At 48.3% G+C, this 16,097-nt stretch carries 12 protein-coding genes; 11 read left to right on the top strand and 1 reads right to left on the bottom strand.

From position 1 onward, the window contains the following. The first annotated feature begins 54 nt into the window (after positions 1 to 54). The 11 genes from ACHKAR_RS20010 (at position 55) to ACHKAR_RS19960 (ending at position 13,417) form a co-directional block, all read left to right on the top strand. A complete protein-coding gene (locus tag ACHKAR_RS20010; RefSeq protein ID WP_395419146.1) occupies positions 55 to 2,238 on the top strand; it encodes a glycoside hydrolase family 3 C-terminal domain-containing protein in 2,184 nt (727 codons plus the stop codon). Positions 2,239 to 2,277: 39 nt separating this feature from the next. Next, entirely contained in the window at positions 2,278 to 3,507 is a 1,230-nt protein-coding gene (locus ACHKAR_RS20005) for an endo-1,4-beta-xylanase (RefSeq protein ID WP_395419145.1), read from the top strand. Positions 3,508 to 3,538: 31 nt separating this feature from the next. Then, the gene (locus tag ACHKAR_RS20000) at positions 3,539 to 4,672 is read left to right on the top strand and encodes a Gfo/Idh/MocA family protein (RefSeq protein WP_395419144.1); all 1,134 of its coding nucleotides are present in this window, start codon (positions 3,539 to 3,541) and stop codon (positions 4,670 to 4,672) included. A gap of 33 nt (positions 4,673 to 4,705) precedes the next feature. Next, positions 4,706 to 6,430, top strand: coding sequence for an IlvD/Edd family dehydratase (locus ACHKAR_RS19995; RefSeq protein ID WP_395419143.1), 1,725 nt, complete (start codon positions 4,706 to 4,708; stop codon positions 6,428 to 6,430). Positions 6,431 to 6,454: 24 nt separating this feature from the next. Next, positions 6,455 to 7,789 carry a GntP family permease gene (locus tag ACHKAR_RS19990; RefSeq protein WP_159581704.1) on the top strand — a complete coding sequence of 445 codons (1,335 nt, stop codon included), beginning with the start codon at positions 6,455 to 6,457 and terminating at the stop codon, positions 7,787 to 7,789. A gap of 81 nt (positions 7,790 to 7,870) precedes the next feature. Then, positions 7,871 to 8,701, top strand: coding sequence for a fumarylacetoacetate hydrolase family protein (locus ACHKAR_RS19985; RefSeq protein ID WP_395419142.1), 831 nt, complete (start codon positions 7,871 to 7,873; stop codon positions 8,699 to 8,701). Between the two features lie 14 nt (positions 8,702 to 8,715). After that, positions 8,716 to 10,296, top strand: a complete 1,581-nt coding sequence (locus ACHKAR_RS19980) for an aldehyde dehydrogenase (NADP(+)) (RefSeq protein ID WP_395419141.1) — start codon at positions 8,716 to 8,718, stop codon at positions 10,294 to 10,296. Positions 10,297 to 10,301: 5 nt separating this feature from the next. Then, positions 10,302 to 11,429, top strand: a complete 1,128-nt coding sequence (locus tag ACHKAR_RS19975) for an endo-1,4-beta-xylanase (protein WP_395419140.1) — start codon at positions 10,302 to 10,304, stop codon at positions 11,427 to 11,429. 298 nt (positions 11,430 to 11,727) lie between these two features. Next, positions 11,728 to 12,288: a cupin domain-containing protein gene (locus ACHKAR_RS19970; RefSeq protein WP_395419139.1), complete on the top strand. Its 561-nt coding sequence runs from the start codon at positions 11,728 to 11,730 to the stop codon at positions 12,286 to 12,288. 112 nt (positions 12,289 to 12,400) lie between these two features. Next, on the top strand, positions 12,401 to 12,892 hold the full coding sequence (locus ACHKAR_RS19965; protein ID WP_395419138.1) for a hypothetical protein: 492 nt from the start codon (positions 12,401 to 12,403) through the stop codon (positions 12,890 to 12,892). Positions 12,893 to 12,967: 75 nt separating this feature from the next. Continuing rightward, positions 12,968 to 13,417: a YhcH/YjgK/YiaL family protein gene (locus ACHKAR_RS19960; protein WP_395419137.1), complete on the top strand. Its 450-nt coding sequence runs from the start codon at positions 12,968 to 12,970 to the stop codon at positions 13,415 to 13,417. Between the two features lie 26 nt (positions 13,418 to 13,443). On the opposite strand, the gene ACHKAR_RS19955 is transcribed toward ACHKAR_RS19960, so the two are convergent. Continuing rightward, on the bottom strand, positions 13,444 to 16,071 hold the full coding sequence (locus ACHKAR_RS19955; protein WP_395419136.1) for a glycoside hydrolase family 3 C-terminal domain-containing protein: 2,628 nt from the start codon (positions 16,069 to 16,071) through the stop codon (positions 13,444 to 13,446). Between the last annotated feature and the right edge of the window lie 26 nt (positions 16,072 to 16,097).

Below are 16,097 nucleotides of genomic sequence, written 5' to 3'. Positions count from 1 at the left end.
GGGATATATTTAGTAAAAAATATCCGGGTGGTCATATAAAATTTAAATCCCTTAATGATGAAAAAATTAGCATCCTTTTTATTGATTGTGCTGGCAGCCATTAGTCACAATGCAGAAAGCCAGGATTATCTGGAAACTTCTCTTACCCATGCGGCCCGGGCTAAGGATTTGGTGAGCAGACTTACTCTTGAGGAGAAGGTTCAGCAAATGATGATGAACAGCCCCGCGATCGAACGGTTGAATATCCCTCCTTATGAATGGTGGAACGAGGCATTGCATGGAGTTGGACGGTCTGGTGTGGCTACGGTATTTCCGCAAGCCATTGGACTTGGAGCCACCTTTGATGAGGAGCTGGCTTACCGGGTGTCTTCAGCCATCTCTGATGAGGCTCGGGCCATGTATAATGCATCACTGAAAAAGGGTTATTACAACCGATACAATGGACTCACCTTTTGGACACCGAACATCAATATTTTCCGTGACCCCAGGTGGGGGCGCGGCCAGGAAACTTACGGTGAAGATCCATTTTTGACTACCAGATTGGGGGTATCCTTTGTGAAAGGACTTCAGGGAGAAGATTCCCGATACTTGAAAACCGCGGCTTGTGCCAAGCATTTTGCGGTGCACAGTGGTCCGGAGCGTTTGCGCCATGAGTTCAATGCTGTTGTTTCTAAAAAGGATCTTTATGAAACATACCTTCCAGCTTTTAAGGCATTGGTGGAGGCGGATGTAGAGGCTGTAATGTGTGCTTACAATAGGACCAACGATGAACCCTGTTGTGCCAATAATTACTTGCTGCAGGAGGTACTTTGGGGTGAATGGGACTTTGACGGGCACATCGTGAGTGACTGCTGGGCCATTGTGGATTTCTATTCAGAGAATGGACATGGCACTGTAGAAAATCAGGTAGATGCTTCAGCTTTGGCGCTTGAAAGTGGCGTAAACCTCAACTGCGGGAGTACCTTCCCGGCACTGGTGGAGGCCGTGAATCAGGGGTTGATCGAAGAAAAGACTATTGATGTGGCCCTTACCAAGTTGCTGGAGACGAGGTTCAAGCTGGGCATGTTTGATGATAGCAATGCCAATCCATACAATGCCATTTCGCTGGATGTGGTGAACAGCCCTGCCCACAGGGCGTTGGCACGGGAAGCTGCCGTCAAGTCTATTGTTTTGCTCAAAAATAATGGAGTGTTGCCTTTGGCCAATGACCTGTCGCGCTACTATGTCACAGGTCCCAATGCGGCTGGTATCGATCCACTCATTGGAAATTATTACGGGGTAAACCCTGATATGGTCACGGTTTTGGAAGGCATCACCGCTGCGGTAGCTCCCGGCAGTCAGGTGCATTATAGAGCTGGCACGTTGCTCGATCGGCCGAATGTAAATCCCGTGGACTGGTCGTCTGGGGTGGCACATACTTCAGATGCGACTTTGATGGTAATGGGGATCACGGGATTTATTGAAGGAGAGGAAGGGGAGTCCATTGCCTCCGCGCATTATGGTGACCGCCTGGATTATGATATACCTGCCAATCAGATTGATTACCTGAAAAAACTTAAAGCCGACAATGACAAGCCCGTGATAGCCATTGTCACTGGTGGAAGCCCCATGAATCTTTCGGAAGTTCACGAAATAGCCGATGCAGTGTTATTGGTGTGGTATCCCGGTGAGGAAGGTGGTAATGCCATCGCTGATATTGTTTTCGGTAAAGCCTCACCTTCCGGGCGATTGCCGATTACTTTTCCAAAGAGCATGGATCAGTTGCCAGCATATGAGGATTATAGTATGAGGGGCAGAACTTACAAATATATGACAGCCGAGCCGATGTATCCTTTTGGCTTTGGACTACACTACTCCAAAATCAAGTATGGGACCCCTGCCGTCACCCGGTCGGTAATAAAGTCAGGAGAGTCTGCTGAGGTTTCTGTTCTAGTGACCAACGAAGGGGATTTTGATGTAGAGGAAGTGGTGCAGCTGTACGTGACGGATGTAGAAGCCAGTGTGAGTACTCCGCTTTTTTCTTTACAGTCCATTCGCAGGGTAAAGCTTGCGGCAGGTGAGTCACAGCGCATTTCCTTCACCATAAACCCTGAAATGCTTCAGGTGGTCAATGAGAAGGGTGAAACCATTCTGGAGAAGGGTGATTTCAAAATACACGTTGGCGGATCTCTGCCCACCAGCAGAAGTCTCGAACTGGGTGCGTCTGTTCCTGTTTCTGTGAATTTGAAGGTGAAATAACGATAGGAAATTTGAGGTGATTATAACAGATTATATTTTATGAAGATGAATAAAAGAGGATTGTTACTGATTGGGTTGATGATCATGGGGCAGATGGCGGTGAGTCAGGAAAAGCCCATAGCCGATGGGATGGAGAAGTTTCTTGGCAATGTATACAGTAGCTCTCAGCTAAGCGGATATGAGACTTACTGGAATCAGGTAACGCCCGAAAATGCCGGAAAATGGGGAAGCGTGGAAAGGACGCAGGATAATTATGACTGGGCCACATTGGATGCGGCTTACAATTTTGCCAAGGAAAACGATTTTGTGTTTAGGTTTCATGTGTTGATCTGGGGAAATCAGCAACCCTCCTGGATCGAAGATTTGCCGGTGGAGGAGCAGCTGGAGGAAATCACCGAATGGATGGATGCTGTGGCAGAGCGATACCCCGATGTGGATTACTTGGAAGTGGTCAACGAGCCTATCAATGATCCTCCGAGTGGTGCCGGCAATGGCAATTACATAGATGCGTTGGGGGGTAGAGGAGCTTCCGGATACGATTGGATCGTCACCGCATTCACCATGGCCAGAGAGCGTTTTCCAAATGCCAAACTGGTGATCAATGAGTACAACATTGTGAGCAGTAGCAGTAATGCCAATAAATACAAGAGAATCATAGAGCTGTTGCAGGCAGAGAATCTGATAGATGTAATCGGCGTACAGGCACATGCCTTTTCTACCACTGGAAGCTCCACCACCATTGCCGATCAACTCGATAAACTGGGTGATACAGGCCTGCCGATCATGGTGACTGAGATGGATATAGATGGATCCACAGATCAGATTCAGCTGGATGAGTACAAGCGAGTTTTCCCACTGTTTTGGGAGCACGAATCGGTGATAGGAGTCACCCTCTGGGGGTGGCGTAGTGGGATGTGGCGTACCGCACAGAAGGCTTATTTGATCAATACCGATGGAACGGAGCGACCGGCATTGGCCTGGCTTAGAGAGTATGCTTCCACACCCATAGACCTTACGGTTTTGGGATGGAAAAATCATTCGAATCTGGAGCTGTTCCCTAACCCGGTGGTTGACGGTCAATTAACGGTCAGATCGAAAGAGCCTGTGCATCAGGTGACACTGTATGACTTGAGTGGTCACCTGGTGGCTGATTTTAGCCCAATGGAGGGGCAGGAGGTGAGCCTTTCACTGAACTTAACCAGCGGAATCTATTTACTCAAAGTACAAGGGACTACCAGAAGCGAACTAAGAAAGATCGTCATCAAGTAGGGGAGTCCCCCGAACCTAAACCATAAGTCCAATGAAAAGAAGACATTTCTTATCCAATACCGCCAAGTCCACAGGGGGCATCATGGTGGCCAGCAGTTTGACCACTCTTGGGCTGCTTTCAGGTCCTTCGGGTAGGGCCGGGGAGAAAAGAGGGCTCGGTGTGGCACTGGTGGGGTTAGGCGGTTATGCTACGGGTCAACTGGCACCGGCTTTGGAAAGGACAGAAAACTGCTACCTGGCGGGAATTGTCACAGGCACCCCCTCGAAAGCAGATTCGTGGGTGGACCAGTATCATATCTCATCTAAGAATGTCTATAACTATGACAACTTTGATGAGATCTCGAACAATGATGAAATAGACATTGTGTACGTGGTCCTCCCCAATTCCATGCACGCGGAGTTCGTGATTCGGGCTGCTCAGGCAGGCAAGCATGTGATTTGCGAAAAGCCGATGGCCACCAAATATGAAGATTGTCAAAGGATGATTGATGCATGCCGCAAGGCTGAAAAGAAACTTTCCATTGGCTATCGATTGCATTTCGAACCGCACAATCTTGAGGCTATGAGATTGGGGCAGCGGCAGGTATTTGGGAAGGTACTCGAATCAGACGCTGGTTTTGCTTTTCCTCTGAGAGATAAAAGTCGCTGGCGTCTGGACAAAGAAATGGCAGGCGGGGGCCCCCTCATGGATGTGGGTATCTATGCCATACAAAGCACCATCTATACCCTCGGTCAGTTGCCCATCGCTCTACAAGCTACGGATACCACTGTCGATCGAGCGTTTTATGGCGCTGTAGAGGGTACACTGGATGTCAAATTTGATTTCCCTACGGGAGTCAATGCCAAAATGAGGACGAGCTACGAGGAGAGTTCTAATTATTTGAAAGTACAGGCTCAGGAGGGGAGCTGGGAGTTGGCGCCTGCTTATTCATATGGTGGCCTGAAGGGCAGGACCCATTTGGGCGCTATAAACTTCCCGGCTGTCAATCAGCAGGCACTCCAGATGGATGATTTTGCTACATGTATTTTAAAGGACAAGCAGAGCACGGTTCGTGGTGAAATGGGCCAGCGGGATATGTTCATCATTGATAAGATTTATGAGTCTGCAGCGGCAGGCAAGCCAGTTTCACTGAAAGGAATCCCCAATATTTTGCATTTGGTATGACTTATTTTTTCAACCCGAAACAGATGAGCGCTTATGAGCGATAAAAAGGAAAAACTACGAAGTGAGGAGTGGTTTGGCAAGGATGATAAAATGGGGTTTGTCCACCGCAGCTGGTTGAGAAATCAGGGTCATCCTGATCATATGTTTCGGGGGAAGCCTGTCATTGGCATTTGCAATACTTGGTCTGACCTTACCCCATGTAATGCCCACCTCAGGGAGTTTGCAGAAATCGTAAAGCGGGGAATTTATGAAGCCGGAGGTTTTCCGCTAGAGTTCCCAGTCATGTCCTTGGGCGAGACCATTATGAGGCCTACCACCATGCTTTGGAGAAATCTGGTGAGTATGGATGTCGAAGAGACCATCAGGGCCAACCCACTAGATGGTATCGTACTCTTGACTGGATGCGATAAGACTACCCCCTCTACCCTTATGGGTGCAGCCAGCGTTGATTTACCAACCATTGTGGTGCCGGGAGGGCCTATGCTCAACGGTAAGTGGCGTGGTAAGGATGTGGGATCAGGTACACTTACATGGCAGCTTTCGGAGGGGCTAAAGGAAGGCACCATCACAGAAAAGGATATGGTAGAAGCTGAGTCCTGCATGTCCAGAAGTGCGGGTCATTGTATGACCATGGGCACAGCCTCCACTATGGGGGTGATGGTAGAGGCATTGGGGCTCACTCTTCCCGGAGCATCAGCCATTCCGGCTGTAGACTCGCGCAAAAAGGTAATGGCTCATCTGGCGGGAAATAGGATTGTTGAAATGGTCCGTGAAGACTTAAAACTATCTAAAATCCTTACCAGAGAGGCTTTCGAAAATGCCATCAAAGTCAATTCTGCAGTAGGAGGCTCCACTAATATGCCCATCCATCTGACGGCCATCGCCGGACGAATCGGCGTGGATCTGGATATTGAAGACTTTGATCGGTTGGGTAGCCAGATGCCTATGTTAGTCAATCTCATGCCTTCCGGAAAGTACCTGATGGAAGACTTTTTCTATGCAGGGGGTCTTCCGGTAGTAATTGATGAGATCAGAGAACGGATTCATATTGGAGCCATCACGGCCAATGGAAAAACAATCGGAGATAATTGTCGCAATGCACCATGCTATGATCGGGAAGTCATTGGCACTGTCGACGCTCCAATCAAGGAGAACGCGGGAATCGTGGTACTGAAAGGGAACCTTTGCGAAAATGGAGCCATGATCAAACCCTCGGCAGCTACTCCGGCACTTATGCAGCATAAAGGGAAAGCAGTTGTTTTTGAGACGATCGAGGATTATCACCAAAGGATCGATGACCCGGCGCTTGAAATAGATGAGACTTCCGTGATGATCCTCAAAGGTGTGGGGCCGGTGGGTTATCCGGGTATGCCGGAGGTAGGTAATATGGACCTGCCGGAGAAATTGCTCAGAAAAGGCGTGAAGGATATGGTAAGAATCTCCGATGGGCGTATGAGCGGTACAGCCTATGGTACCGTGGTTTTACACGTGTCACCAGAGGCTGCCATTGGTGGCAATCTGGCCCTTGTGAGGAATGGTGACTTGATAGAACTTGATGTGAAAGGTAAGCGTCTCACCCTGCATGTGTCGGATGAAGAGTTGGCAGAGCGGAGAAAGCATTGGGTGAAACCTAAACCCGTGGCTGAAAGGGGCTATACAAAAATGTTCATTCAGCATGTGGAGCAAGCCGATAAGGGTTGCGATTTTGATTTCCTCAAAGGCTCATCAGGGTCGGAAGTAACCAGAGACTTGCATTAATAATCACCCTAAAACCTCTCCATAATGCTGACTATTGTACTGATTATTCTGAGTATTTTACTTATAGTCATTTCGACTAGTAGATTTTCTTTGCATCCTTTTCTGGCCTTACTGGTTGCTTGTTTGTTTTTTGGTTTTTGCTCAGGGATGGCACCAGAGACCATTATTCAGACAATTAATATCGGCTTTGGGGAAACCATCGGAAAAATCGGGATCATCATTATTTCGGGTGTTATTATAGGTGCTTTTTTAGAGCAATCCGGAGGTGCTTATGCCCTGGCCAGTCAGGTGCTGAGGGTGGTTGGTCAAAAGCGCGTACACCTCGCCATGGGGGTGATCGGGTATATCGTATCCATTCCTGTATTTGCCGATAGTGGGTTCATCATTCTTTCATCTCTGAACCGAGCTTTGGCAAAGGAAGCTGGAGTGTCTTTGGCCGGGACGGCTATTGCGCTTTCACTTGGTCTTACAGCCGCCCACACTATGGTGCCACCTACACCGGGCCCTATCACTGCAGCTGGTTTGGTGGGAGCAGATTTGGGGATTGTGATTCTGATTGGCCTTTATACAAGTATCGGGGCGCTGGTGGTGGCTATTTTCTTTTCGAAAGCGTATGCCGGAAAGGTCTATATAGACCCACAGCCAGAGCAGACCAGAGAGAAAATCCAACAAAAAATCTCGGAAGCACCATCTTCCATAAAATCTTTTTTGCCCATACTGGTACCCATATTGCTCATTGTGCTCAGGTCTATCGCAGATTACCCGACAGAGCCATTTGGAACCGGTATTTTGGTTGATTTTATCTTCTTTTTGGGCAATCCGGTTACGGCACTATTTATAGGTGTTTTACTAGCCCTTTTGCTACCGAAAAAGCTGGACAAAGACATGCTGAGTACTGGCGGATGGGTAGGCGACGCGTTGAAAACCGGCTCTGTGATCATTCTCATCACAGGGGCAGGCGGAGCATTTGGTAAAATGCTTCAGACATCAGATATCGGTGAAATTCTTGGGAGCTTCGCATCCGATTACAGAATAGGACTTTGGCTGCCATTTATGGTGGCTGCCGGGATCAAGACGGCTCAGGGATCATCCACTGTTGCTTTGACCACTACAGCTTCTATTATAGCTCCGTTGATGTTGGTTTTGGGTATGGACACAGAAATAGAAAAGGCCATGGTGGTGATCTCTATTGGGGCAGGTTCTGCAGTAGTGTCTCATGCCAATGATAGTTTTTTTTGGGTAGTCACTCAAATGAGCGGAATGAACGTGAGTCAGGGCTATCGTCTGCAAAGTGTTGGTACGGCGGTTCTTGGTCTTTCTGCTATGATTTTGCTCACGCTGTTAAGTTTTTTTGTATAGACATGCGAAAGTTCGAGTAGAACCTTTTGAGGTAATGAGTATTCTTTGGTGCATTTGTTTAACCTAACTAATAAGAAAGTTTTGAAAATTTATAAAACAAGAACTTGCATCCTTGTGGAAAAGGATGAGCAGTGTTATTCCTTTCATGAAGATTGGGATCAGTTTATCAACAGAGATGATCTCTTTGCTTACGCAAATGAGAGGATTTCGGTCAAAAGGCCGATAAACGATGCTGAAGTATTAAAGGATGAATTGCTTGCTCCTATAGGACGTCAGGAAATATGGGCATCGGGAGTTACCTATTACAAAAGCCGGGAAGCCAGGATGGATGAGTCCAAAGATTCCGGGGGTGGCGATTTTTATGATAGGGTATATAGTGCTGACCGACCAGAGCTTTTTATGAAGGCCATGCCCTACCGTACGGCAGGTCCTGGGGGGAAAGTTAATATCCGAAAGGATTCCAAATGGAATGTACCCGAGCCTGAGCTTACCCTTTTGGTCAGTTCAGGAGGGAAGATCATAGGCTATACAGCGGGCAATGACATGAGTTCTCGTGATATAGAAGGTGAGAATCCCCTCTACCTGCCACAGGCTAAATGTTATGACCAGTCTGCTGCTGTAGGCCCATGTATTTACGTTTCTGAAGATCCTATGGCCGACGATTCAGAGATCCACCTGGAGATATTGAGAGGAGATAAGCAGATGTTTCACGGGCAGATAGAAATTAGCCAGATCAAAAGAAAATTTGAAGACCTTGTTCATTATCTAATGCTCGAAACCTCCTTTCCAAGTGGTTGCTACCTTATGACAGGAACGGGGATAGTACCACCTAACGAATTTACATTGCAGCAGGGCGATGAGATCAGGATTACGATCGATCATATCGGCACCCTCATCAATTTTGTAGCATAATCAACCGAAAAGACATGATACTAACGGGGCAAAATTTTATCGGATCAGAGCGAACAGGGATGGGTAGGAACACTTTTCGGGCCGTTAATCCGGCTACCGGAGACCTGTTACCCATCAGCTTTTATGAAGCTACAGAAGCTGAAGTAGGCAGTGCAGTATTGAAAGCTGAAGCTGCCTTTCAGGAATATAAAGAGCAGTCTTCAGAGGATCGGGCGCTTTTCCTTGAGGCCATTGGGGATGAGCTTTGGGCTTTGGGCGATGAGCTGATCGAACGCTGTATGTCAGAGACTGCTCTTCCCGCCGCACGCCTGAACGGAGAGCGGATGCGTACCACCAACCAGCTCAAAATGTTTGCCAGCCTTGTCCGTGAGGGCTCGTGGGTGGATGCGCGCATTGATACGGCAATCCCCGATAGACAACCTCTTCCCCGGCCAGATATCAGGCAGATGCAGGTTCCTTTGGGACCGGTGGGCATTTTTGGAGCGAGTAACTTCCCGTTGGCCTTTTCTGTAGCCGGAGGGGATACGGCCTCTGCCCTGGCAGCGGGCTGCCCCGTGGTAGTGAAGGCACATCCGTTGCACCCGGGTACCTCTGAGATGGTAGCTCAAGCCATTGTGAGTGCAGCCAATAAAACAGGTATGCCCGACGGTGTTTTCTCTCTGGTACAAGGGACCTCAGTGGAGGTCGGAATGGCTATTGTGTTGCACCCCAGGATTACGGCTGTTGGATTTACTGGCTCCTTTCGGGGAGGAAAAGCGCTCTTCGATGCAGCGAATCAGCGTAATACTCCAATTCCCGTCTTTGCTGAAATGGGAAGCTCTAATCCGATATTCCTATTACCAGGAGCCGTGAGCGCTCGTGGTGAAGGTCTGGCTTCAGGTCTGGTTGGCTCATTGAATATGGGGGTAGGTCAGTTTTGTACCAATCCTGGGTTGGTGATCGCTAATGAATCGACAGAAACAAGTCAGCTTTTGGAAGCAATGGGAGACCTGGTTTCTAAAACTGCCTCAGGTACTATGCTATCTGAAGGAATCAAGGATAACTATGAGGCCGGGGTGAACAGGTTGACATCTTTTCCTGGGGTGGAGATAGTTTCCGAAGGAATTTCCGGACAGGGTAAAAACCAGGTGCCGTCCAAAATTTTCAAAACAAAAGCGACTGATTTCTTAGGGCAGTCGGGCCTTGAGGAAGAGGTGTTTGGCCCGTCTACTTTGAGTGTCATAGCTGAGGGAAAAGACCAAATGCTGGAGGTAGCAAGAAAAATGCAAGGACATTTGACCGCCACAATCCATGGTACCGATGCAGACCTGGAGGAATACAAAGACCTGATTCATATTTTGGAACGAAAGGTGGGACGACTACTATTCAACGGTTACCCAACAGGGGTTGAGGTGGGGCAAGCCATGGTCCACGGAGGTCCTTACCCGGCTACCACAGCACCTCAGTCCACCTCCGTAGGGACAGGGGCCATCAAAAGATTTGTGAGGCCGGTATGTTATCAGGATTTCCCACAGGCCTCCTTGCCCTTAGCATTGAGGGATCATAACCCGCTCAATATCTGGAGGTTGATAAATGGTGAATTAAAGAAAAAATAATGAGAATGAAGGATTTAAAATTTTTGATTATTTCCGGGGTGTTTTTTACCCTGACGATGTCCTGTGCTCAGACTGAGAAAAAGGTGGGACCGACTTTGCGTACCGCCTATGCGGAGGATTTTTATATCGGAGCAGCCCTGGGCTGGGGACAAATCCTGGAGAAAGATTCTGCCGAATCTACACTTATCAGGAATGAGTTTAGTAGCCTCACACCCGAGAATGCTATGAAGTGGATGCATGTGCACCCGAAGCTTGATACTTTCAACTTCGAGTACACGGATAAGTTAGTGGCGATGGCAGATAGAAATGATCAGTTCATGGTTGGGCATACGCTTATTTGGCACAATCAAACACCGGAATGGGTTTTTCGGGATGAAGACAATGATCTTAATGACAGCACGGCACTCTTTGGTCGGATGAAAGATCACATCAATGCCATTATGGGCCGCTATCAGGGTAAGATTGGAGGCTATGATGTGGTGAATGAGGCCCTCAATGATGATGGTACTTTTCGGGAGTCCCTGTTTTACCAAATCGGAGGAGTGGATTTTATTTATAAGGCTTTTGAGTATGCAGCCAAGGCCGACCCTGAAGCTGAACTTTATTACAATGATTATAGCATGAACCGTCCTGAGAAATGTGATGGGGCCGTGCAACTGGCTAAAGCGATTAAAGCTAAGGGCTTGCGGATAGATGGTATAGGGATGCAGGGTCATTGGGGTCTGGAGAGGCCTACTTTGGAGGAAATCGAGGCCAGTATTCTGAAAATTGGGAATGCAGGACTAAAGGTGATGATCACCGAGCTGGACATAACAGTGCTACCCAACCCACGGAATGTAGAAGGCGCCGATCTCTCAGCCAGCTTTGAAAATAATGCGGAGGCAAACCCATACAAAAATGGGTTGCCAGATTCTGTCCAGATGGCTTTGGCTCAGCGGTATGCGGACCTTTTCGAGCTGTTTCATAAGCATCAAGACATCATCACGAGGGTTACTTTGTGGGGAGTGCACGATGGACAATCCTGGAAAAACAACTGGCCTGCGCGTGGTAGAACAGACTATCCGCTGTTGTTCGATAGATCTTTGGCTCCCAAACCAGCCCATCAAGCGGTGCTCGGAGTGGTTGGGAAGTAACTTTCTGAATTCTTTCCCCTGCTGAGACATATCGCAGCTACGCAGCTCATTCGGCTGGGAATTATATCTAAGAGCATTCCGCTCCTATGGAGCAGATTGATCTGGGTTCAAAAGGTGTTTTCTGTGGATCAGACACCAGCGGTGTCTGATGTGAGCAGCGCGAACCCTAAGAACACAGGGTAGCTCCGTAGGAGCGACATCCCTTATTGGCGGATGAAGCCGGTGGGGTAGGTTGTGATAGAAGAGTGTGCCTTTATGTTTAGATTTGATGTAAATAGATGGAAAAGTCTCTTCATTCATGAAAAATTCAATCGTCATTTCAATGCTCACCCTAGCCGTGGGTTTCATATCCTGTGATCAGTCATCTAAGGAAGGTGCTGCGCAGCAGCAAGCATCTGCTCCTGTTGAGAAGGATGTTCTCAAGGATTCTGTAACCTTCTATTCTGAGGATGAACAGGATGACTTCCTTCAGGCCAAACTAGTTTTGGCCCTTAAAGAAAATGACTCGGTCATGGTGGCTTCAGAGGTATTGTCCAGAAGCAATGAAGGAGCTCCGTCTTTGGTCATTCTCAGGACAGGCCCGGGAGAGGTAGAGCTTCATGAGCAGTGGGATGATGTGGCCATTATTCGCTCAGGTAGTGGTGTGTTGATCACCGGAGACTCCATCGTTGGTGATCAGCGGGTACGTGGAGCTGCACCCATCAGAGACTGGCTTGGCGGGGTGATCCAAAATCCTTCGAAGCGCAGCCTGCTGCCAGGAGATTTTGTGATGATACCAGCCATGGTGCCACATCAGTATATTCCTACTCCAGGCGATTCACTTACCTATTGGACCATCAAGGTAAGGAGAGAGGAGTAGTGAAGGTATTTTATCGAAGTATAGAAATGCCTGCCTGAAGATCATTTTCTGGCTATATAACTTTTCTATTGAATCCCGTGTCTTATTTACACGCCATTAAAAACTGTGAGCGATGACCAGATTACTCTTACATTTCATGATTTTGCTTGTGGCCATGGGGTCATGTGAAGAGGACCAGGACGAACAGCAAGCCTATTTTGAATACTTTGGTGTCAACCATGCCTGGGGCTTTCAGTACAGCCACTGGATCATAGACGGTGCCGGCAATGTACGGGTGAGTTCCTATGCCGATTCTGTAGTATGGCTGTCCGGAGGAATGGATCCTCACATCTCCAAGTTTGATAGCGTGATCTTTCATGTTCCCAAAACCGAGTTGGACAGTCAGATTGCCAAAATATGGCCTGCCTCTAAAGGTCCCGTGGAGACCATTGAGCAACATCGCAATGATTTTGGAGCTTACGGATTTAATGCCTTTTATCAGGACAAAATCATTCCTCTGTCATTGCGGAGCGATACCGAGGATAAAACCAATAACAGCACGGAAGCAGCTCAGCTGATCCTTTGGTTGCAGGGCTTGCAGGAGAAGCTCCCCAAGGGTAATTAGTATCATCTAAAGGATGTCAATAGCAACTTGTCTTTTAGGTCCGAATGCCGTTAATTCGCTCTCAAAGTATTCGTTATGATAATTGATCAATTAGCAAACTGCGAGCGCTATTACACATTGGGTGAGCGATTTAAAGAGGGGTTTGAGCACCTTCTTTCGACAGACTTTAGTCAGGTGGCTCCCGGCAAGTATGAGCTGGATGGCGATCGCCTGAAAGTAGCTGTGCAGGAATATGAAAGCAAGCAGGAAGCCGACTGTAAGATAGAGGCTCATCAGCGCTACGCTGATATACAGTTTATTTATGCAGGTGAAGAAATGATGGGGATTGACACCCTGCGCGACCAGCAGCCGACTGTGCCGTACAATAGCGAAAAGGATGTCTATTTTTTTGGCAAGTATGACTACAAAATAAAGGTGACTGCCGGTATGTTCACGGTCTTTTTTCCACAAGACATTCACATGCCAGGTCTCAGCTTGGGCGTGGCGTCCAATGTGAAAAAAGTGGTGGTGAAGGTTCTTCTTTAAACAAGTACCCCTGTTCTGCCCGCGTTTTACTGCAGATTGATGGTTTTTGATAAGATATTGGAGGTTTGCAGGGTTACTCCCGGCTGCCCGCCACCCACGGAGAGTTGATACTCCCCGGGCAACACCACCTTTTGATTTTGATCATCGATCACCCGAAAGGCTGCTGGCGGAAGGACGAATCGGATAAACTTAGACTCTCCCGGCTCCAGACTCACCCGCTCGAAACCCTGCAGTGAATGCGCCGGAGTAGGTAATTGGGTGCTCAAATTTGACAGATAAACCTGAACCACTTCTTCTCCCGCAACTTTACCTGTGTTAGTTACTTTCACCAGCACGCTGACGGCCTGGTCGGTGGTATTTCCTTCACTCACGGTAAGGTCTCCATATTCAAAAGAAGTATAGCTCAGTCCATACCCAAACGGGTAAAGGGGATCTCCTTGGAAATATCTGTAGGTATGGCCGGCCATATTGTAATCTTCAAAGGGAGGCAGATCATCAGCTGATTTGTAAAAGGTGACAGGGAGTCTTCCTGCCGGGTTGTAGTCTCCGAATAGAATATCAGCGATCGCAGTTCCCGTTGATTGGCCCGGATACCAGGCTTCCAGAATGGCGGGTATGTTTTCATTTTCCCAGTTGATGGCCAGTGCACTGCCGTTTAAAAGAATCAGAACCGTGGGCTTGCCCAGTTTCTCAATGGACCTGATCAAATCCTTCTGAGTCTGTGGAAGCTCAAGCGTGGTACGGTCACCACCCCTGAATCCTTCGATTTGGATGTCCATTTCTTCGCCCTCCATTCTGGGGGTTAGTCCCATACACAAAATCACCACTTCGGCATCTTGTGCTGCTTTCAGGGCTTCCGCTTTCAGGTTGGGTTTTGGTGCGGCCCATACAAGTTGGACAGTGGCATCTGCATAAGAGTCTCCGGCTTCCAGCTTCAAATCATAGGATTGTTCGGCCTCCAGCCAAATCTGGTCTGATTTTCTCAAACGGGGGTCACCGTATTCATCACGAAAGTGGTAAGAGGTTTTTGCCACCAGGCTGTCGTTGAGGTAAAGCTGAGTATTCATAGTGCCTATGAATCCAAGCTGGTAGAACCCTGAAACGGACGGAGAAAGCTGCCCTTCCCAACGTACTCCGAAGTTGTCATCATCCATGTCTTCACGTGGGGCGCGATCATTCCAGTTGGCATCCAGCATGTCCCATGACTCACTGTAGAGGGGATCCCCTTGCAGGGTGCGGTTGTTATAAAAAGAAGCCTTAAGGCTATTTAAGTTTTCTCCGGGAATGGTGTAGAACATCGGCATGCCCTCTGCAAGTTCACAGCCCTGAGCGAACGTGACACTTGCATTGGGTAGTTTTTGTTGAATTCCAGCCCATGGGGTGACGGGTGCTGACGGTACACCATTATAGTTGCCCAGGAGCATAAGCCATTGATTGGCATTCGGGCCTATGACGGCTACTTTTTTCAAATCCTTGCTGAGGGGGAGGGTTTGCTGTTCATTTTTCAGCAGCACCATAGACTTTCTGGCAGTTTCATCGGCCAGTGCCTGATGTACTTTGCTATCCACCACGGAGTAGGGGATCTGGGCGAAGGGCACTTTTTCCTCAGGATCAAACATCCCCAGTTTGAAACGGGCCATAAACAGTCGCTTCACTGAAGTGTCAATCGTATTTTCATCAATCAGTCCTTTCTCCACCGCTTGCACCAGGTAAGGAAATATTGCTTCGCCAAGGCCGCAATTGAGATCACAACCGGTTTTGACAGCCAGAGCGGCAGCTTCCTCAGGCGTGGCCACCAGCTGATGATGCTTAAAGATGTCTTCAATAGCCCCACAGTCTGAAACAATGTAGCCATCAAAACCTATTTCATTTCTTAGAATATCGGTCATGAGTGTGCTGCTACCGCAGCATGCTTCGTCATTGTAGCGGTTGTAGGCGCACATGGCAGAGTAGGCTTTGCCCTGACGAATGGCCATCTCGAATTGAGGTAGATAGGTCTCCCATAGGTCACGATAGTTGGACTGAGTATTGAAGACATGGCGCTCAGGTTCGGGCCCATTGTGTACTGCAAAATGCTTGACGGTTGCCACCGTTTTGAGATAAGTGGGATCGTCGCCCTGCAGCCCACGGACGAATTGTACCGCCATTTTGCCTGTGAGGTAGGGGTCTTCTCCATAGGTTTCCTGCCCGCGGCCCCATCTGGGATCTCTGAAAATGTTGATGTTTGGCGACCAGAGGGTTAGCCCTTGATAGAGGTTTCTCTTACCGCGGCTGACAAAGTTGTGGTGCTTGGCACGTGCCTCATCGGAGATGGCCGTAGCTACTTTCAGCATGTGCCTTTCGTCCCAGGTGGCTCCCAGGCCTATGGCTTGAGGAAATACCGTGGCCAGGCCCGCTCTGGCCACCCCATGCAGTCCTTCGTTCCACCAGTTGTATTCAGGAATCCCAAGGTGCTCAATGGCCGGTGCTTCGTTTACCATTTGGCTTACTTTTTCTTCCAGTGTCATCCTGCTGACCAGATCATCCACTCTGGTTTCCAGGGTTAGCTCGGGATTTTGAAATGGAAATTCGTATGAGGCATGCGGTTGACAGCCCATGCCAATGAGAAGGAGAGAAAGTAAGTACAGTGTATTCGTTGGGCGATTAAAGAACATGTCTATTCAGGTTTTTGTGATAAAAG

It is taken from the genome of Marinoscillum luteum (assembly GCF_044005705.1).
GTDB classification, from domain to species: domain Bacteria; phylum Bacteroidota; class Bacteroidia; order Cytophagales; family Cyclobacteriaceae; genus Marinoscillum; species Marinoscillum luteum.
This window is presented reverse-complemented; position numbering and strand designations above follow the sequence as displayed.